Genomic DNA, 19,244 nt, shown 5'->3' with positions numbered 1-19,244 from the left:
ACAATCCAATTTCGAAACTCCCTCAAAGCCCTTGCCAGGGTAGTTTTGCAACGAAGGTGGGCGATTTGGATTTAGCCCAACAATGGCGGATGGGCGTTGAGATTGGCCAGCACCTTCTCGTCATAAAGATCGAAATTGACATGCTGGCGTTCCAGGCTCTGTACCGTGCGCACGCCATGGATGCCTTCGGCCAGCGCACCGTTGGCGATCGAGTTGGTTTCATGCGCCGCCATGAAGGCGACCTTGGCGCGCGGCAGCCAGAACAGGCGCACGATGAACAGAACCGGCATGGTCGACAGCGTCAGCAGCCCGAGCCGGAAATCGAGCCAGAGCAGGACGCTGACGATGCCGAACAACAGCACGATATCGCCCACCGACATCACCGACGTTTCAAGGAATTCCTGCATCGAATTCACGTCGCCTTGCAGGCGCGACATCAGCCGGCCGACCTCGGTCTTGTCCATGAAGCTCAGCGAGACCCGCTGCAGGTGGCTGAACATGGCGCGGCGCAGGTCGGAGAGCACGTTTTCGGCCACCTTGCCGACCACGCTCTCCTGCATATAGCTGGCGCCGTAGTTGATGAGGATGATCATCGCGAAGGCGCCCGTCGCCCAGATCATCACCGACCGGTCGAGCGTGCCCGCCGCCATGCCTTGGTCGATGGCGTAGCGGATGACCAGCGGGATCGCCAGCTGCGTCAGCGTGAACACCAGGACCGCGGCGACCGAGATGAAAATCCGGCCCCGATACGGTTTCACGAAGCTCCAGATGCGCCGCACGATGCGCGGATCATAGGCCTTGCCGAAGACTTCTTCCTCGTCCCGGTGCGAGCCGACGACCGCCTTTGTCGGCCGCCCGCTGGTGTCTTCCTTCTCGTCGCCGCTATGTGTCGACATCACGCGGCTCCCGTTACAACGGGTCGGTCATAGTCCGGCCGCAGCTGCAGGTCGTAAAGGGCGCGGTAGCGTCCGCCGAGCGCCAGCAGTTCCTCATGCGTGCCGCGCTCGACGATCCGGCCGCCCTCCACGAACAGGATCTGGTCGGCATGCATCAGTGAACTCAGCCGGTGCGAGATGATGAGCGTCACGCGGTCCTTGGCGAAGCGTTTCATCGCTGCCCGGATCCGCTGCTCGGTGCCGGCGTCGATGGCAGCAGTTGAATCGTCGAAGACCAGCACCGATGGCCGCAGCATCAGGCTGCGGGCGATGGTCAGGCGCTGGCGCTGGCCGCCAGAAAGCGACGCGCCGCGTTCGCCAACGACTGTGGTGTAGCCGGCGGGAAGCCCGATGATGTAGTTGTGCAATTGGGCATACTCGGCGGCTTGCCCGATGCGGGTCTCGCGCGCCCATGGATTGCCGTAGGCGATGTTGTTCTCGATCGAGGTGGTGAACAGGAATGCGTCCTGCTGCACCACGCCGACCGCCTTGCGCAGCGATTGCAGCGTGACTTTGCTTATGTCCTGGCCATCGATGGTGATGGCACCTGACGTCACATCGTAGAAGCGCGGGATCAGGTGCGCGATGGTCGATTTGCCGCTGCCGGGCGGACCGACAATGCCGATGGTTTGGCCCGACCTTGCCTCGAAGGAGATCCCGGATAGCGTCGGGCGACCAGCGCCCGCGTAGCGGAAGCCGACATTGTCGAAGCGCAGCACACCGTCAGTGACGACAAGGTCCCTGGCGTCGGGTGCGTCCTCGATATCAAGTTCGGTGTCCAGCAGTTCGAACAGTCGCGTGCCGCAGGTCGAAGCGCGGGCGAATGAATTGACCATCAGGCCGAGCTGGCGCACTGGCATCTGCAAGATGGTCATGAAGGTGAGGAACTGGGCCAGCGTGCCGACGCTGATCTGGCCCGCAATCACCTTCTGGCCGCCGAACCAGAGCACCAAGCCCATGGCGGCGAGGAACGAGAAGTTCATGGCGCTGGTGTTGCTGACGCGGATGCCGACGCGCTGGTTGGCGAGGTCCAGCGCATCCTGCTTGGCGCGGTCGAACTTTTCCAGCTCATGCCGCTGCGCCGCAAAAGCACGCACGACACGGATGCCACCGAGGTTCTCATCCATCACCCGGCTCAGCACCGACAGCCGCTCTTGCAACGTCAGCCAGGTGCTGCGCAGCGCCAGCTGCGTGACCGAGGACCGCCAGGCGACGAACGGCACAAAACTCAGGCTGAGCAGCCCGAGCACGAGATCGGTGCTGATCAGCAGATAAGCGCCGACGCCGATCAGCACGCCGAGCAGCACGACGCGCAGGATGCCGGTGGAGAAGAACATGCGCACGCCGTCGAGATCGAGCAGGCCGAGCGTGATGAGATCGCCGGTATGGACCCGGTCGTGGAAGGAGAAGCTCAGGCGCTGGATCTTCTCATAAAAAGCCAGCCGCAGTTCATAGCCGGTCCGATGGCCGACGGCCTCGCCATAGTAGTTCTGCGCCATAGTGAAGAGGCCGCGCAGGATGCTGACGACGAGCAGCGTGAGCGCCGTCTTCCACAGCGCGTGCTCTGCCGCAGGACCAGCACCAGCAGTCATGACGCCCTGCGCCTGATCGATGGCGCGTCCCAGCAAGCGTGGAATGAAAAGCTGCAGCGTCGCGGCAATGAAGGTCGAAACGATGGTGATGGCGACTTGCCAGGGATGGCGCAGCGTCATTCGCACGATACGCAGCAGGGTGCTGAGGCCTTTGCCCCAGGAGGCTTCCGCCACATGGACAAACGATTTGCCGCGCTTCGCCGCGCCGCTGGTTGCATCCATACCCAAGGGAAATATCCAGACCACTCCGGACATTAGCCCGGACCAATGAAGCAGACTCAATTCAGATGGCGATGTTACGCGTGTCCGACTTGACCGTTCAAGGGGCCAATGGCGGCATCGCACTATGCCTGAAAGGCGTGCAGCCGTTGGTCGTCGCGATCGTATTTGATGAGTGATGAGGCGAAGGCATACATGGCCATAGGCAGAGTTTTGCCAAGCATGAGGCCGTGAAGCATTCCAGGCTTCTTGCACCCGATAACGGTGAGAAGGATGTCTTCGTTCATGCCACCGAGCTGACCCGCTCAGGGCTCAGCGCGCTGTGGAGGGACAGAAAGTGTTCGTCGAATATGGGCAGGCAAGAAAGGCCTGGAAGTCCGGAGCGTTCGCCTCGCCTAGAAGCCAATACACTGGCCATGGCCCAAAATTGCCGCTCATACAAAGAAAAAGCCCGCTGCCGGGAAGAGGTGGCAGCGGGCTCGATTTGAAATGCAGCGCGGGAGGAGGTGCACCGCATTCAGCGCCGGGCATCGCATCTGGGAGGAGTAGATGGCCCGACAACAGGATCATATCGATCGCCGCAGATATTGCAATGCACAAATTGCATATCGCATGTGCGAAGGCGTTACCTGGGTGTATGCATCGACATTGTCTCGAAGACCCACCCACCAAAATTGTTGCCCTAGCTGGCCGCTGTAGAGGTTAATGGTGCTGGTCATTTTGCTCTCCTTTGCGTTGTCGCAAGGAGGGCAGATCTGCGCCTGGATCGAAACGTCGAGCGCCGGCGCTCGTCAGCGACAAGCAGATCCGGCTGCAGCATGAGCGGCGCGCGTGCCAGGCCGCCTTTGGCCTCCCGAAAAAGCGTGCGGGCATCGATCGGCCGCACTGCAGCTAAGCCCGACGCGAACAAGAAGCTCCTCGGGCCTTTCGCGCGAGAGGCCGCTGACGATTGCGGCTTCGGCCGAGATGCAGCGGACGCCATGGCGCGGAGACGAAGTGATAGCGAACTCGGCCGCGTAGGCGCTCGCCGCGTCAATCGTGCTGATGTCACCAGGCCTATGCGCGTTCGAGGCAGCCCTTGGCCTGCTGGCTGTTGGCGCACATGATGTCGATGTTCAGCTGGAGTATGCGGGGACGGAACCGATTAGCCTTGCTTGCAGCTTCATGCAGGGCTGCGGCCGATCCCCCACTGATATGGTGGTGGCGTGCCATTGACTGCGTAGTCGCCAACGATGCGATCCTTGTAGATGCGTGGGTTGTGCGAAGACTGGCTGAAATTTTCTCCTGCGTCCCGGCAAGAGCGAATGAGCGCGAGGTAAGGCGTGGTTTGGTCCCCCGCCTTTTCCTATTCTGCGCAGATCATCCCGATAGCGGCTACGCGCTCCAGAACGACCCTCGAGAGATAAAAGTCAAGCTGCGACCTTCTTGCCGGTCCGCTTCGCCGGCGCCGGTGTTTCCGACTCTTTCGGTTTGCGGCCGAGACCCATGGTCTTGGCCAAGGCCGAGCGCGCAGCGGCGTAATTCGGTGCGACCATGGGATAGTCCGCCGGCAGGCCCCATTTGGCGCGATATTCGTCCGGCGTGAGGCCATAGTGGGTCGACAGATGGCGCTTTAGCGATTTGAACTTCTTTCCATCGTCAAGGCAGATGATGTAGTCCGCCATCACCGACTTCTTGATCGGAACAGCAGGCTTGAGAGCCTGCGGCTGTTCTGCGGAAACGCTGCCGGCCGTTCCTTTCAGTGCTGCATGTACTTGGCCGATCAGGGCGGGGAGATCGCCCACTGGGACCGGATTGTTCGAGACATAGGCTGAGACGACATCGGCGGTAAGCTCGATGAGGGCGTCGAGGTTGTGATCGGCTTCTTCTGTCATGAAATTCTCCGGGTGGCCTGAAGACAGCAGGCGAAGTCTTGCTACATAGTGATGGTTGTGGCTGAAGGCAATAAATGTCTCGGCAGCATAAGTATCGCCATAAGCCATTGCTAATAGGCGTTCCCACCGGAAACCGTTTCGCTGCCAGGCGCCGGAACCGATATGCAGCCATGCCGTCTTGAGCTTTTGTAATTCCGAAAACAACGTGACGAAAATCCGCGCTACACGAAAATACGGCCAGGTGAACGAAACCTGGCAATCGTCGTTCGTCAGTGACGTTGGCCCAACGGGTCCGGTCTATTCCCGGCGACTTCTACGGATGACTGTTTGTTTTTTGCGAGCTGATCGGCCTTTCCGCCGGAGCTTGGTCCGAGAATGAAGTCAAACACGGGTTGGGGCTGACCGAGCGCTGTCGCCTGCAAGGCTGCCGGGATCCGTGCCGCGGCTTCTGCGTATTCGGCGAGCGCTGCGGGTGACATGCCGAGCGCACGCTCGAAGGTATGATCCGCCGTGTTCAGCCGACGAAGGAGCGCCGCGGCGCGTCCGGCATGACGCATCGCCGCCGCCTGCTTGCCCTCGCGGATCTTCACACCGGCCGCCGATAACAGGATCAATCCCTTGAAGAGCGTCCGAAGCGGAGCGTCTCGGTCTGCAACTTGCCACAGACCCTCCCACGCCTCATGGGCTTCCCAGTAATAACCATGGTTGAAGAGGTCGAGACCCCAAAGGAATATGTCTGAGTCCAGCGACGCCTCTGCCGCCGACGGCATGGCTTCGCTATTGTAGCTATGTCCCGCGGGATCACGCACGGGATGCGGTTGCCTGCCCGGCAGATACGCATAGGATGGAAAGCTCTTTCCCGGCAGCCAGCGCCGGCGCAACATCGAACCAATAGCCATCAAAGCCGTATAGCACACCCGTGGCCCTGAACAGATGCTCAGTTCCGTGCATAGCCGCCGCATCAGGAATGTCTTGGCAAATGGTGTCAGCCAGCCAGATCTCACGAAGCTGCGAGGTTGCGTCGGCGGTCATCGGGCAGTTCATGCGGGCCCTCACTTCGCGGCGGTCATACTGTGGCTCGGCAGTTAAACGGGGCCTTTCAATTTGTGTGGTTCATCCGCCGTTAGAGAATGACGGCACCCGGGGGTATGTTCTCCTCAGATCAGGCCAGGAAGGAAGATAGATGCCTCTTCGCCGGACTTCGCGGTGATGCGCAGCCGAACTGCTTACCGAGGATGCAGATCACGCATGTTCTTCCTCTTGAATCGTCATCGCCCTGACAGCACATTTCTGCAATGGTCGGCGGGCGTCGATGCGGCCCGGGTCGTGCAAATTGGCTATGGAGCAGGTGGAGGGGAACGAATGAACGCTGAGGCTTTTAGCAGCCCCATTTTCGTGAAACGAGCCAGCTATATCGTGCAAGAGATTGCCAGTCTTGCGGACGCTATCGATTTTCTCAATGAGTGGCCCGAGGATCGCAGAGACCTGACCTACGAGACCGCTCTGAGGGCATGTTGTGATGCATATGCTGGGCACATACCGGTGGACGCTGCCAGCAATGCCTTTGTCGGCTTTGCAAAGCGAGTTGCCATATTGGAGGACCCAACCTCCGCCATGCAGTGGATCGCTGCGTGCAAGGCGGGCATCGGAAAGGTGCAGGCGTAGGCTCCACAAACTGTGCGACACTGGCGCAAGGCGACATTGTCGAGATTGAGCTAGCCAATCCCCCGCCACCCGACATGAACCAGACAGCGCTCATGACGATCTCTTGGACGCCAGCGACCAAGTTTAGCTGCGAGGGTGCAGCCGGATCTTTCGGCTAAGGAAATAAATGCGAGCGAGGCTGTCGCCGCTGGGTGTAGAGGGGGAGTGATGACCGGCTCGAGCAGATTTGAAAAGCCAGTCGTTGTTCAAGTCAGCCGTCACAGTTCGGAGCGTGTCGTGTTCGATGTCAATGACGCGTCCAACATCCTGCTGCGGCATCTCCATCGTCAGACCGCGAAGCGCAAGGCAGCAATGGACGCCTGTCTGCAGGTGTTGCGAGGTGAGGCTCATCCACCAGTCGCTCGGCGTGCTTTTGTGGCAGCCGCGCTCGAAGCAAAGATACTGCGCAGCGATTGAGAGCTTGGACGCGCGCTAATGAATTTCGTTCATCTCGGCATCGCTGCAAGTTTGCCGCGCCTCGCGCCCACGCCGTCCACACGGAGGGAACTCGAGGATCTGCCGCCGTTGCGCCTGGGCTGGGCGGCAGAATACTGAAGCTGTCCCGAAGCACGGCCGCGCCGGGACATTTGCGGAGAGATCAGGGATTGTCATTTAGGACTATGATTGCTGTCTGCTTTGGCTAACCTGTCGAAGGAATATCCCACTGAAATAATGATGGAGTACCGAACTGCCATGAAAGTCGGAACGAAACCGGCAATCCAGGAAGAAGTGCCATGGTCCGACAGCCTGACCACGTACGATAAGCAGCACCACACGCTGTACCTGAGGTTCCTGGATGCGGCCGCTGATGATGCCAGCTATGAGGAGATGGCGCAGGAGATCCTCGGCATCGATCCGGTACAGGAACCGGAGCGCGCCCGCAAAGCCGCGCGAAGCCATCTCGATCGGGCGAACTGGATGGTGACGACAGGGTACAAAGAATTGTTCGCGGGATAACGGAGAATGGGCGGCAGCTCCTCAGCAGCAGATTGGTCCAGGCGTCCACTAGCAAGGCGATCCGTTGCTTCCGCGATGGCCTTCCTGATCCGGCGCTGGATCTTGCACCATCAAACCCCCATCTAGCGCCGTTTCCTTGCCCAGAGAGAACTCAACACCGAGACCGGAGCAACGGAGACGGCTCTTTCGTCGAGCCAGTTTAATTTGGAACATTATTTCTATGTTTAAGTCGATTATCTTGTTCAATAGCTCTGTTGACTCGCGATGAGACTTTCAACGCCGCGCGACATCCGCTGGCCGGATGTGACTTGCTGTCCCCTTCCAAGATCAATCAGGAGATCCCCATGAGCAATCCAGTCCTTGTCAACCAGACCATTCCTGACTCCGACGTTGTACAGCTGATCAGCCGTGTTGGAGCTGAAATCAGAGGCGTCCGCCTTGGCGGAGACCTTTCGGACGCAGCGATAGCAGCCATCAACCAGCTTCTTCTAAAACACAAGGTGATCTTCTTCCGCGGCCAGGAGCATCTCGACGATGCGGAGCAGGAATTGTTCGCGCGGCGTCTGGGTGACCTTGTACCTCATCCCACGCAGGGGCCGGCAGCCGGCACGGCCTCAATTCTCAATCTCGATTCCGGCCGTGGCGGTGGCAGGGCAGACCAGTGGCATACCGACGTGACTTTCGTCGATGCCTATCCGAAATTCTCGGTCCTACGTGGCGTCGTCATTCCGGCGACGGGGGGCGACACGATCTGGTCCAACACGCACGCCGCGTACGAGAATCTGCCGGCGCCGCTCAAAATATTGGCGGACAATCTGTGGGCTATTCATAGCAATGCCTACGACTACACAGCCGTGCGCCCGCGCGCCACAGCCGAAGAGAAGAAGCACTTCGAGGAAATCTTCACATCGACGATCTACGAGACCGAGCATCCGGTCGTGCGCGTCCATCCGGAAACCGGGGAGAAGTCGCTGCTGCTCGGCAATTTCGTGCAGCGCCTCGTCGGCCTTTCCAAGAGCGATTCCGCCAAGCTCCATGAGGTGTTCCAGTCCTACGTCACTGCCCCGGAAAATACCGTGCGGTGGCGCTGGCAAGTAGGCGACGTCGCTATCTGGGACAACCGTGCTACCCAGCATTATGCGGTCAACGACTATGGCGACCAGCACCGGGTTGTGCGTCGCGCTACGGTTGACGGTGACGTTCCGGTCGGCGTCGACGGTCGCCGCAGTATAACCCATGTCAAGGCAGCTAAGCCGGCGGCGAAGGCAGCCTGACCGTCTGAACAGGGTAAACTTCGTATCGCCGCGGCCATATCGCGCGGCTTAACCGCCCCACAAAGCCTTATGATTTCCGAGAAGCAAGGCGAGTTGCTGGCTCGAGGCTTGGCCCGAAATCGAGGTCCTGCAGCGTGGCGCATGGCTCGGGTCGCTGCTGCGGTACAGGTCCCTCACCGCCCCACCATCTCGCCCGCCTGCACCTCCGGATAGCGATCATTCACCGGTTTGTTCATTTATAATAGCGCACGATCATAACTGGACATTGTGGTAGCTCGTACATGCCTGAAGGCCCCGGCGCGCCGACCCAGCGCCGGGGCCTTTTTACTTCCGCAAATTCCATTCCAGCAACGCGGGCACTTCGCAGGATGTCGCAATCCCGCGCTTGCGATGATACGCCGGACAGCGAATTGCGCGAGTCAAACGAATTTGGGTTCCTCAAATATAGAATCGTCGACACCGATCCTGATGGATCCAGCCTCGACGACGAAAACAACCATCTACAAACGGAATATTCAACGTTGCCGAGAGCTCCCGGTGTGCCGTCGAACCCGACATTCGCGAGGTCAGCGGTCACCAACGATCATGGTGATCGCCAGCATCTTTCGTATTCACATGGCCGTCGGCCGGGTACTTTCCCGAGGCCATGACGTGAGTCTGGTGGGTCTTCCAAGCGCCGATTTGGCCGGGTAGGGTTTGCAAGGGGGGCGAACAACCGGATGAACGAACGGAATGATACTGGAAAAACTGCGCGCCTGTTGGGCGTTTAGCCCGACCGTCCATAGGAATGTCGCCCTGGTCGAAGGCTTTCTGAAGGGCAAGAGTTTCGCCGACCTGGCGCAGGAACATGGCCTGTCGAAATCGAGGGTGCGCCAAATCATCGACAAGGCTGATCGGCTTGTGGGCGGCGGCATCCTGACCAAGGCTGAATCGTCCAAGGCCTCGCCTCGATCCGATTTCATGGTCGACTATCCGTATGTGTGGAACCTGGCCGAGATGCACCGGCTCGGTAGCGTCACGCCGCACCATTTCTTTGCGGAGCTGGAGCGCGCCGGATCGCTGGAGCGGCTGGTTGACAAGATGAAGCGGTTGCCGTGGCGCGCACCAACGACACGTGAGCTGGCGCGCCTCGTGTGGCAAAAGGAGAGGGGCGAGAGCCCATGGCCTGCAATGAAGCGATCACGCGTTGCGATCGTGGAACCAAGCTGCCCGGTCGACCATCCAGATCGCGGTCTTCAATGCCAGCTCGCCTTGGAACCGGCCTTTCAGCAATTGGCTGAGCGGGCAGCGGAATCCGGCTGGACCGAGGACGAGATAGCCTACGCGCTCCTCGAGCTCGCCGGCTCGCGCCTCAAGAGCAACTCCGCCAATCGCGAGACTGAGAGGGCGATCGACCGGGCCAGGGCAACGAGATGAGCGGCACCTTCGAGAAGCTTCGCCTGACCCGATAGGAACGTCGCCGCGCCAATCAGTTTGGCGGTGAAGGCTGACCCCGGCCGAGTCGGGCAGGCGAGCGGCAGTGCTGAAATAAGGGCGTGAGAATCCATGGCGATCTTGCGCATGGCGAACTCCTTCAAGTGACTTGTTTTCATCAGCCTGCCAGAGGTGCCACCCGGCCTGGGTTCTTGATACGGCGGCTGTGTCAAGACGCCAGGCGCCACCTCGCGGCTAAGCCCGCAAAGCGGACCTTTTGTCGCAGTCGCAAAACCGTGTCGAAGGTTTCGGGATATTTGCGACGAAAAAGCGGTCGTTGGCCATCAGCGCCCCGGCCAAATAAGGCGTGCTTGTTATTCAAGGTTGAGATAACTTCGCAGATACCGAGGGGTGCCCCGTCAAGGGGCTGAGATACTGTTGGCCGAAGGCAGCACAGTGACCCTTTGAACCTGATCCGGATCATGCCGGCGAAGGGACGGGTCTGACGCCTCTCTCCTTTGCCGGCCTCAAACAAGTGGCCGCAATGACACCCGAAAAATCAACGACCACGGCCCGGCATTCAGCGCTCACGCCTAAACTTTCGACGTTGACCCACCTATGCGCCCTTTCGGTGCTGCCGTTGAACGTCTTTCTGCCATCACTGGCGAATATCGCGCAGGATTTCCGCGCCGATTATGCTCTCGTGAGCCTGTCGTTAGCCGGTTACGCGATAGTGGCCGTCGCATTGGAACTGATCATGGGTCCGCTATCCGATCGGTTCGGGCGTCGGCCGATCGTCATGGTCAGTCTTGCCACGTTCACGATCGGGTCGATCGGCTGCGCCTTTGCATCCGATATTTGGACCTTTCTTGCGTTCCGTTTGCTCCAGGCGGCAATCACGTCCTGCCATCCAATTTCGATGGCGATTATCAGGGATACGGCCGGCAAAGAGCAGACGGCGAGCCGGATCAGTTATGCGGCGATGATCTGGGCGCTGGCCCCGATGATCGGCCCGGCGCTTGGCGGTGTGGTGGATGAAACCTTGGGCTGGCGGGCGATTTTCTGGGGTCTTGCCCTAGCCGGCATCGTGATGTTTGCCTCGTCCAGCAATTCCACGCCTATCCGGCGCTGTTCCGCGCACCCGGTTTTTGGGCCTACGCGCTGTGCATGGGGTTCTTGGTCGGTGCGGGCTACGCGTTTCTCGCTGGCGCCCCACTTGTTGCTGCAATATTCGACGTGTCATCGGCCTCGCTTGGCTTTTACATCGGCAGCATAACAGCGGGCTTCGTGTTGGGTAGCTCCTGTCCGGACGTTACGCCGGCCGTTTCCCTCTGACCACCATGATGATAGTGGGGCGCATCGTCGCTGTGCCGGCCCTGCGATTTGTCTGGTCCTGTTTTTCGCAGATGACAGGCATGTGATTGCGCTATTCGGCCCTTGCATTCTGGTCGGCATCGGCAATGGCTTGACCATGCCGAACGCCGATGCCGGCGCGCTTTCGGTGCGGCCGAACCTGGCTGGAAGCGCGGCCGGCTTGGCAGGCGCTATGACCCTTGCGGGTGGCGCAGCCCTTTCCTCGATCACAGGGGCCGTCCTGACGGAGAGCAACGCAACCTATGCGCTGTTCTCCATCATGCTTTTTTTCGCCGGGTGCGGGCTGTTGGCGGCTGTGCTCGCGGCGCTCGTCCCAGGCGATTCTCAGTCCTATCGGACGTGATGCCGTCCTGATAAACGCGCGCTGTTTGCGCTTGAAAAAAGCAGTGCGGTGAGGAGCCCCCGTGGCGCTCGATAACGACCTTCCAGCAGCAGCAACTAAGGCAGCACAGGGTCGCGAGCGGCCACCGAAAGCTCCCATGCTAAACGACTAATTTGCAGACAGACCAGAGTTGGCTGGGGTTCTTTCAGCGAGTCCCTTTCAATTCTTCGCTGCCTTCCTCAACCAGTCGCGCATTTGTCGCGCGGGCCGTGACAGGTGCGCCGTGTCAGGGGTCAGCAGATGATACTGTTCCCGTCCTGGCAGCACCGGGCCGGGAAGCTGAACAAGACGCCCCGAGCGCAGATGCTGGCCGCAGGAGAGATGGTCGCCGATGGCAATGCCAAGGCCGCGCAGCGCCGCGTCGATGCACAGATGGGTGCGGTTGAAGAACAGGTGGTTGTCGACATCGTCCAGCATGACGCCTGCCGCTTCGCAATAGCGCCGCCACCAGTAGAGCCCGCGCTCGTGGATCAGCCTGTGCGCAGCGTAGAAGCCTGGTGAGACCGGATCTGGGCCCTTGGCGATCAATGCGGGCGAGGCGACCGGGAACGCGTTGAGATCAAGGAAGGGCTCGGAGCGAAAGCCGATCAGCGCCGCCGGTCCCCAGGTCAGCACCAGATCGACATCGCCTGGCAGGCTGCGCGGCGGGTCCGGGCGGCAGCGGAGATCAACGTTGAGCCGCAGCGCGTCCAGCGCCTGCGCCGTCAGGCGCGGCATGAGCCACACGACCGCCAGATCGGTTTCCACATCCAGAACCACTGTTCCCTTGGCGGTGCCGCGTTTCAGACGCCCGACGCCGAGCGCCAGATCGGCGAAGGACCGGGCGACGGTGCGGGCGAAGAGGCTGCCTTCGCCGGTCAGCACGACATGGCGGGCATGACGCTCGAAAAGTTCCACGCCCAGTTCCATCTCCAGATTGCGCACGTGGCGGCTGACGGCGGCATGGCTGACGCCCAGTTCGTCCGCCGCCGCAGCGAAGCTGCCATGCCGGGCAGCGGCCTCGAAGGCGCGGGTGGCGTTGAGGTTCGGCAGTTTGCGCATGAGATCAGCATAACAAAAGCGTTCGCTTGCGGCAAAAAATATCGTTTGAGTGAAAGCTCACTTCGCGGCATCTCCCGGACACCCCATCGCCAGGAGGATGCCATGACCCGACCGCAGAACTCCCAAACCCGGATGATCGTCGCGCTGATCCTCGGCGTGACGATCTACGGCCTCGCGATGGGCACCACCTACCCGCTTCTGGGTCTCTTGCTATCGGATCGCGTGTCAGGCGCGCTCAATGGCCTGAATACGGCAGCGACCGGCCTCGGTCTCATGACCGGCGTGGTGCTGGTGCCCGGCCTCGCCCGCCGGTTAGGCGCGGGTCGAACTGCGCTGGCAGGCGTGGGGCTGCTGGCGGCGGCGCTCGTGGCGCTGGCCTTCCTGCGGGACTTCTGGCCGGTCTTCGCGGCCCGCGTGATTCTGGGCTGCGGTGCAGGCCTCATGTTCATCGTCGCCGAAACGGCGCTGAACGCGGCCGCGGCGCCAGAGCGGCGCGGGCGGATCATGGGCGTCTATACCGCTGCCAATGCCCTCGGTTTCGTACTCGGTCCCGCGATGATTGCGCTGATGCCCGACCGCCCGGCCGCGCTTCTCCTCGGTTGCGCCGCGATAGCGCTGATGGCGCTGATCCCGTTCGCCGCGGTGGAACGGCCCGTGAGCCGCTTGGTCGTGCCGGGATCGGGGCGCCACATTGTGTCGGCGATCGCAGCCTTTCCCTTAGCCTTCGGCTTTCTCTTTATCGCCTCGATGATTGATGCCGTCGCCATCAGCCTCATGCCGGTCATCATGCTCGATCGCGATTTCGACGTCTCGCAGGCGGTGCTGCTCGCCACGGTGTTCCATGTCGGCCTGGTGATCGGCCAGCCGCTGATCGGGCTGGCGCTGGACAGAGCTGGCCGCCGCCGCACGGTGCTTGGTTGCTGCGGCCTATCGCTCGCCTGCACCCTGCCGCTGGTCTCCGGGTCAGGTCTGGGGTTCTGGCCCGTAGCCGGGCTGATGCTGGTCTGGGGCGGCGCGAATTACGGGCTCTACACCGCTGGGCTCGCACTGATCGGCGACCGTTTCCAGGCTGAAAAGCTGACGGCGGCGATAGCCGCCCTTGCCTCCGTCTATGCTCTGGCCGCCGTTATCGGCCCCGTCGTCGCCGGCGGCATGATGAATGCGCTCGGCGCGCAGGGTCTATTCGGGGCAGCAGCGGTTGTCTATCTGACGGCGCTCTGCGGTGGCCTCTGGCTGTTTCGGCCTGTCGAGCCGGAATGGCAGAAGCATCAAATCCGCTGATGTCCGCAATAGGCTCGATCGTGCCATTCGCAATGCATGTCGAAGACAACTACAACCTTTCAGCTTCGACTGCAGGCGACTGCTGCGCGTAGCCCGCCTCGGACCAGGGCTGAAACGGGCAAGGGCAGAAGGAAAAGCCCTTGGCCGTCCACCGCGCCTCGATGAACACGCAGGCAGCAGGTACTCGAAGAATTGAAGAAGGGAGCTAGCATTTCTGTTTTGGCCCGAAAATTTGCCACGACCCGGCAGACGATCATGAGAGGACGAAGTTTGCTGAGCGCGTCTGATCGCGGAGGCCGGCTGGGAAGGTCGCGGAAGGGCGGACTGTCGCCCTTCTTGTCGCCCGCCGAACGAGCAGGGAGCGCCAATTCCAGTCAATCGTAGCCCTCCTCCAAACCTGACGTTCGCGCTAAGGCTGCCGGCGATCCTGAGCCGACTGTCGGACGGTATGGCCGCCCGGATCCGCCTGGTCAGAGCATATGCACGAGGTAGGTTTTGCCATCTCTTCCTGCACATAGGTTATCCCTGTTCGGCCAGCGCCGCGTGCAACGTTTGCGCCGTGGTTTTGAAGATGAGTTGGCCTTCGACGCAAACCTTGTGTTCGCGCGCCCTTCTCCGGAACCACAGTGCCTGCATATATGGCACGCTGCGCCTTAGGCCGACTTGCCGAGAGCTTTCAGGATAAACCGAATCTGCTCACGCAGGGCCGCTTCGGTGTCTTCGCCGTGTTGAACGCAGTGCTCGATCAGAATCGGGTGGAAGAACGGCGTGAACGCGGTGTTGACCGCACGGGCCGCTTCTGCCGGTGCTCGACCTTGAGTTCGCCCGCCTCGGTCCCTCGCGAATGATCGCCTCAAAGATCGTCACCATTCGCTCACCGGTTCTCCTGCATGGCGGCGACGATCATGTCGTGCGTGCGCCTTTCCGGGAGTTGACACTCTCGACACTGCGCGAGATAGGGGCGCATCTTCGAGGCGCCCGCGTCCGCGACTGAGGCGGGCGCTCTTCCATATTTACGAAAGGAACACCCCTATGAGGATCGGAATCATCGGCGCCGGAAACGTCGGCGCCATATTGGTGCGAATGCTTCGGCGCGTCCTCTCCTTAAAGCCGTCACCGGGCTTGCAATGCGGTGGCGCACTATGACATTGGCTGCATGAGCACGTCCGCACAACCAGTGCGTCTGGTCCGCCCCGAAAAGAAGCGGCGTCGCATCCCCATTGCAGTCATCATGGCGATGAGTTTCGGCAGCCTCGTGTTCCTGTCGGTCGGCGGCGTGCTCGCATTGTCGGTCGGCGCCAACCTTCGCAACACTTTCGACCTGCTCGGCGCCCAGTCGACGCTCCTGATCGATGCGATGGAGGATTTGCTGCGCGCCGAGATGGGGCGCGCCGAGAGCGCCGTGGACGGCGTCGCGCAGCTCTACAAGCAGGGCGAGTTCCAGATCGACGACGAGGCGATGTCGGCGGCACTTGCCAGTGCGCTGGCGGCAGTGCCGGGGGTGAACGCAATGTTGATCTGCACACCCGACCTGATTTGCAGGGGGGCGGCGGTGACCGGGGACAACGACGCCAAATATCCTGCCGGAACGATCCGGAAACTCCCCGCCGAGACCGAGAAATCGCCGCAAGTGCGCGCCGTTCTTGAAGAGCGCCAGCAGGTCGACGGACGCCGGTGGGGCGCCTTCGTGGCCAACGAATATGGCTTGTTCGCCAACGTCTCGGCGCCGCTGTCACGCGATGGCGCCACGAAGGCCTGGGTGATCGCCGCGGTGGAACTGCAGAACTTGTCCAAAATCACGCAGGAACTGTCGTCGCGCTTCGGCACGCATGCCTTCATTCTGGATGGCGACGGATCCATCCTGGCGGACCAGCGGCTGGCTTCCCCGGATGCGCTGAAGAACGGCATCCTGCCGCTGACGCCGCTCGCCAATTTCGGCGATCCGGTTCTCGCCGGATATGAGGCGCGCAAACCGGAAGCGGAGTTCAGCACGCAGCGTACCCGCGATATCGAGGTTGCCGAAATCCAGCTTGACGACAAGGACGGTTCGACGTCATGGGACGGAGAGAACACTTACGTCGCTATTACCCGTGAGATCACCGGCTATGGCGACCGGCCCTGGACGCTCGGCGCATATTTCAAGACCAGTCAGATCGGTGACGAAATCGAGCGCGTCATGGGATCGGCCATGCTTGGACTTTTCGCGATGGCGGTGGCGGTCATCGTCGCGATTCTTCTCGGCAAGCGCCTGTCGCGCCGGATCCAGGCGATTGCCGGCCAGGCCACGCGCGTCGCCGATTTCGATCTCGACGGCGTGACCCCCCTGCCGCGCAGCAGGGTGCTGGAGTTGGACAACCAGGCTTCGGCCTTCAATGCCATGCTGATCGGTCTGCGTGCATTCTCGACCTATATTCCGCGCTCGCTGGTGGCCAAGCTGGTGCGCACCGGAGAGATCGGCATCGCCGAACCGCGCGAAGCGGTCGTCACCGTCATGTTCACCGACATCGCCGGCTTCACCACGCTGTCGGAGCAGATGGACGCCGCCGCCGCGGCCAGGCTGCTGAACCACCACTTCGCGATCCTGTGCGGCGCGGTCGATGCACATGGCGGTACTGTCGACAAGTTCCTGGGCGACGGCATGCTGGCGTTCTTCGGCGCGCCGGATCGTCTGAAGGGCCATGCCGCCGCGGCCGTCCGCGCAGCCGCGGCCATCCGCGAGGAGCTGGACAAGGACAATCTGGAAGCGGCTGGCGAAGGCCGGCCTCCGCTTCATGTCCGCATCGGCATCCACACGGGCTCCGTCATCGTCGGCAATATCGGCGCATCCGACCGCGTCAACTATACGATCGTCGGCGACACAGTGAACGTCAGCCAGCGGCTGCAGGACCTCGGCAAGCAGCTCGAACCGGGCGCCACCGCCGCAATCGCCATTTCCGGCGAGACCGCGTCGCGGCTCGACGAAAGGTTCGAAAGGATCCCGGCGGGCAAGCACCGGCTGCGCGGCCGCGGCGAGGCGACGGAGGTCTTCCAGCTTGGCAAAGTCGCGACGTCAGCATCGCCCCCTATGGACGTTCAGCGCGCCCAAGCGGGCTGAGTAACATGCCACTTCCATGCCGCTGATCGGCGGCTTGAAGAAGCCGACGGCTTTGGGAATGACTGGAGCCGGGTCACCTAGCGCCGTAGCTGATTTCAATTGGAACGGCAGGAACGGTGCAAAGTCGCTGGTTCCGGGCAACGTCCGCTTACGAGCCGCCAAATCGGCCCAGCAAGGACCGGTTTGGGGGTCAAGACTGGTGGTTCTGGTGAACGTCGGCTTCCGGGAAGGAAATTCGGTCCAGGAAGGGCCGCTTCGGGTCAGGCTTCCCGTTCAACACCTCCGGTGGAAGGTCCGAGAAGTGTTGATATTTTCACCTTCCCAGAGGTCGCAGAGCAGCACAGCTGCCAAGCAGTCCGTTCGGGAAAGCCAATGCCGATCGCGGTGTTCGCTTTCCGTTCGTCTTAGCGCGTTCGAGGGAACAGTTCTTGTCCTGACCCCTTCAATGTGTGAGCCGATCGGGCGGCACGCGGGCTCGGCCCGCAGCCCAATCCCGCTCTCTTGAGATGGCTTCCTGGTCCAGCTCCGGATCTTCCACGATCAACCCCTGAAGGGGTCCGCTAGCAAGCTGCGGCCGCGCCGGCTTGGCCTTTGCGGTGATCGCGCCCGGAGCCCGACCTTTGAGGAGCCATCGAGCGGGAATTGGCCCGCTCCAAGGATGGAGCCCTCAGATGTCGCAAGATCTTTCCCTCGTCCAAAACCACGCCTTCCAGCTCGCCCGCACCCTCATGGTCCCTGTCACGCTCTTCCGCTCCGGCGACGAATTCGGCGTCCTGCCAAGCGCCGAACTCGACGACGATGAGGTCGAGACCCTTGCCGAATACGATCCCTTTGAACAGGGGCCGGCTCATTGAGCCGGCTTCCTCCTCCCGGAGGTGCCACTTGCGAGTTAACGGCGGCAAGGGAAGCTGCGCCGCGGCTGGCCCGCGGGCGACGGCGCGAGGTGCAAAAACACACATTGCCAGCCGCGCCCTTGCCGCCTTTGCTCTTCGCGGCATCCGGAAGTCGTCCCGCAAGGTGCGGGAAAGAAAACCTGACGGAAGGCGGGCGCCTGCGGCGCACGAAAGAGGGACATGGAACAGGACGAACTCGATGAACTTCGACATAGGGTGGCCTGCGCGGCCGCGCTGGATCAGGCCGGTTACGCGATCGACCTGAAGGAGAGTACCCGACGTGCGGTCAAATACCGGCGGGGCGACCAGATCGTCATCGTGATCCATGACGGAAAAGGCTGGTTCGATCCGCTCTCTGACGCGAAGGGGGATGTGTTCTCGCTGATGACCCATTTGCATGGGGTGGGTTTCGGGGAGGCGAAGTTGCTGGTCGCCCGGCTGGTCGGCCACGAGCCGCGCGAGCCTGTGTGGAAGAGGCAGGCGCGGAAGCGCGGGCCGGATCTCGGCGTCGCCGAACGCTGGAGCGGCCGCCGCAAGCCCTGGCCGGGATCGATGACATGGCGCTACCTGCGCGACGAGCGTCATCTTCCGGAAGCCGTGATCAGCGCCGCCATCCGGCATGACCTCCTGCGCGAAGGTCCTCGCGGCAGCATGTGGGCCGCTCACAGGGACGGGGAGGGGGGCGTGACCGGCTGGGAGGAACGCGGTCCGGAATGGCGCGGCTTTTCGACCGGCGGCGCGAAGGTGCTGTTCCGGTTTGGCTTCTGCGATGCGCTCCGTCTCTGCGTCACCGAGGCCGCCATCGACGCCATGAGTCTCGCCGCGCTCGAGAGCACTCGGCGCGATAGCCTCTATGTCAGTACCGGGGGCGGCTGGGCTCCTGTCACCGATGCGGCTATCCGGCTGCTGGCGGCGCGGGAGGGCCTATTGCTGGTCGCCGCCACGGACAACAACGCGCAGGGCAACACCTACGCGGTTCGCCTCGAAGCGGTCGCCCGCGAGGCTAGCTGCGGCTTCGAACGTCTCCGCCCGCACGAGGAGGACTGGAACTCCGAGCTCAAGGCAAGGGTGAAGAACCGGGGAAAGCGAGAAAAGAGGAAATAAGAAGCCTGGCTGCCGCATGCCCGCCGGCCGCGTCAAGGGTAAAGCTGCGCCCGCTTCGCGGCCCTTGACCCGGCCGGACGGAGAGGCGGCCGCGGAGGAGGGGTCAG

18 protein-coding genes, 2 pseudogenes and 1 riboswitch are annotated in these 19,244 nt (G+C 61.8%); of the genes and pseudogenes, 12 read left to right on the top strand and 8 right to left on the bottom strand.

Features of this window, described 5'->3' with window-relative positions; all coding sequences use genetic code 11:
• Positions 1-89: 89 nt before the first annotated feature.
• The 7 genes and pseudogenes from RPG13_RS33445 to RPG13_RS33415 all read right to left on the bottom strand — a co-directional run.
• Positions 90-896, bottom strand: a pseudogene (locus RPG13_RS33445) (ABC transporter transmembrane domain-containing protein); the annotation flags it as partial.
• Positions 896-2,749, bottom strand: a complete 1,854-nt coding sequence (locus tag RPG13_RS33440) for an ABC transporter ATP-binding protein (RefSeq protein WP_245329716.1) — start codon at positions 2,747-2,749, stop codon at positions 896-898. The gene RPG13_RS33440 and the pseudogene RPG13_RS33445, both read right to left, overlap by 1 nt.
• Before the next feature lie 122 nt (positions 2,750-2,871).
• Positions 2,872-3,033 carry a hypothetical protein gene (locus tag RPG13_RS33435; protein WP_158302490.1) on the bottom strand — a complete coding sequence of 54 codons (162 nt, stop codon included), beginning with the start codon at positions 3,031-3,033 and terminating at the stop codon, positions 2,872-2,874.
• A 279-nt stretch (positions 3,034-3,312) separates the two neighbouring features.
• Complete coding sequence (locus RPG13_RS33430) at positions 3,313-3,465, bottom strand: hypothetical protein (protein WP_158302489.1); 153 nt, start codon at positions 3,463-3,465, stop codon at positions 3,313-3,315.
• A 690-nt stretch (positions 3,466-4,155) separates the two neighbouring features.
• On the bottom strand, positions 4,156-4,620 hold the full coding sequence (locus tag RPG13_RS33425; RefSeq protein ID WP_095482620.1) for a MucR family transcriptional regulator: 465 nt from the start codon (positions 4,618-4,620) through the stop codon (positions 4,156-4,158).
• A 269-nt stretch (positions 4,621-4,889) separates the two neighbouring features.
• Entirely contained in the window at positions 4,890-5,429 is a 540-nt protein-coding gene (locus RPG13_RS33420; protein ID WP_245329711.1) for a DUF309 domain-containing protein, read from the bottom strand.
• On the bottom strand, positions 5,422-5,652 hold the full coding sequence (locus tag RPG13_RS33415; RefSeq protein WP_164895832.1) for a hypothetical protein: 231 nt from the start codon (positions 5,650-5,652) through the stop codon (positions 5,422-5,424). Before RPG13_RS33415 ends, RPG13_RS33420 begins: the two co-directional genes overlap by 8 nt.
• A 330-nt stretch (positions 5,653-5,982) precedes the next feature.
• Between RPG13_RS33415 and RPG13_RS33410 the strand changes: the two genes are divergently transcribed.
• From RPG13_RS33410 to RPG13_RS33385, 6 genes and pseudogenes are all read left to right on the top strand, one after another.
• Complete coding sequence (locus RPG13_RS33410) at positions 5,983-6,285, top strand: DUF982 domain-containing protein (RefSeq protein WP_095482618.1); 303 nt, start codon at positions 5,983-5,985, stop codon at positions 6,283-6,285.
• A gap of 207 nt (positions 6,286-6,492) precedes the next feature.
• A complete protein-coding gene (locus RPG13_RS33405; protein ID WP_095482605.1) occupies positions 6,493-6,741 on the top strand; it encodes a DUF982 domain-containing protein in 249 nt (82 codons plus the stop codon).
• 276 nt (positions 6,742-7,017) lie between these two features.
• Positions 7,018-7,281: a DNA -binding domain-containing protein gene (locus RPG13_RS33400; RefSeq protein WP_164895833.1), complete on the top strand. Its 264-nt coding sequence runs from the start codon at positions 7,018-7,020 to the stop codon at positions 7,279-7,281.
• A 344-nt stretch (positions 7,282-7,625) separates the two neighbouring features.
• The gene (locus RPG13_RS33395) at positions 7,626-8,555 is read left to right on the top strand and encodes a TauD/TfdA dioxygenase family protein (RefSeq protein WP_095482616.1); all 930 of its coding nucleotides are present in this window, start codon (positions 7,626-7,628) and stop codon (positions 8,553-8,555) included.
• Positions 8,556-9,287: 732 nt separating this feature from the next.
• Positions 9,288-9,971, top strand: a complete 684-nt coding sequence (locus RPG13_RS33390; protein ID WP_095482604.1) for a hypothetical protein — start codon at positions 9,288-9,290, stop codon at positions 9,969-9,971.
• Between the two features lie 394 nt (positions 9,972-10,365).
• Positions 10,366-10,482, top strand: a riboswitch (TPP riboswitch).
• Between the two features lie 30 nt (positions 10,483-10,512).
• Positions 10,513-11,685 (top strand): annotated as a pseudogene (locus tag RPG13_RS33385) (MFS transporter).
• A 198-nt stretch (positions 11,686-11,883) separates the two neighbouring features.
• Here RPG13_RS33385 and RPG13_RS33380 read toward each other — a convergent pair.
• Complete coding sequence (locus tag RPG13_RS33380) at positions 11,884-12,765, bottom strand: LysR substrate-binding domain-containing protein (RefSeq protein WP_095482603.1); 882 nt, start codon at positions 12,763-12,765, stop codon at positions 11,884-11,886.
• Between the two features lie 102 nt (positions 12,766-12,867).
• Between RPG13_RS33380 and RPG13_RS33375 the strand changes: the two genes are divergently transcribed.
• From RPG13_RS33375 to RPG13_RS33355, 6 genes are all read left to right on the top strand, one after another.
• Positions 12,868-14,046 (top strand): MFS transporter, encoded by a 1,179-nt coding sequence (locus RPG13_RS33375; protein ID WP_158302488.1) that lies wholly within the window; start codon positions 12,868-12,870, stop codon positions 14,044-14,046.
• A gap of 192 nt (positions 14,047-14,238) precedes the next feature.
• Positions 14,239-14,430, top strand: a complete 192-nt coding sequence (locus tag RPG13_RS35070; protein WP_432758351.1) for a hypothetical protein — start codon at positions 14,239-14,241, stop codon at positions 14,428-14,430.
• A 460-nt stretch (positions 14,431-14,890) separates the two neighbouring features.
• The gene (locus RPG13_RS33370) at positions 14,891-15,040 is read left to right on the top strand and encodes a hypothetical protein (protein ID WP_158302487.1); all 150 of its coding nucleotides are present in this window, start codon (positions 14,891-14,893) and stop codon (positions 15,038-15,040) included.
• 162 nt (positions 15,041-15,202) lie between these two features.
• Complete coding sequence (locus RPG13_RS33365; RefSeq protein WP_245486866.1) at positions 15,203-17,140, top strand: adenylate/guanylate cyclase domain-containing protein; 1,938 nt, start codon at positions 15,203-15,205, stop codon at positions 17,138-17,140.
• 671 nt (positions 17,141-17,811) lie between these two features.
• Positions 17,812-17,994 (top strand): hypothetical protein, encoded by a 183-nt coding sequence (locus RPG13_RS33360; RefSeq protein WP_095482601.1) that lies wholly within the window; start codon positions 17,812-17,814, stop codon positions 17,992-17,994.
• Between the two features lie 219 nt (positions 17,995-18,213).
• The gene (locus tag RPG13_RS33355) at positions 18,214-19,137 is read left to right on the top strand and encodes a DUF3991 and toprim domain-containing protein (RefSeq protein ID WP_167391018.1); all 924 of its coding nucleotides are present in this window, start codon (positions 18,214-18,216) and stop codon (positions 19,135-19,137) included.
• Positions 19,138-19,244 lie beyond the last annotated feature (107 nt).

Source organism: Mesorhizobium sp. ISC15 (assembly GCF_037162615.1).
Lineage (GTDB): Bacteria > Pseudomonadota > Alphaproteobacteria > Rhizobiales > Rhizobiaceae > Mesorhizobium > Mesorhizobium mediterraneum.
Note: the sequence above shows the minus strand (reverse complement) of the source record. Positions and strands in the feature narration are given on the sequence as shown.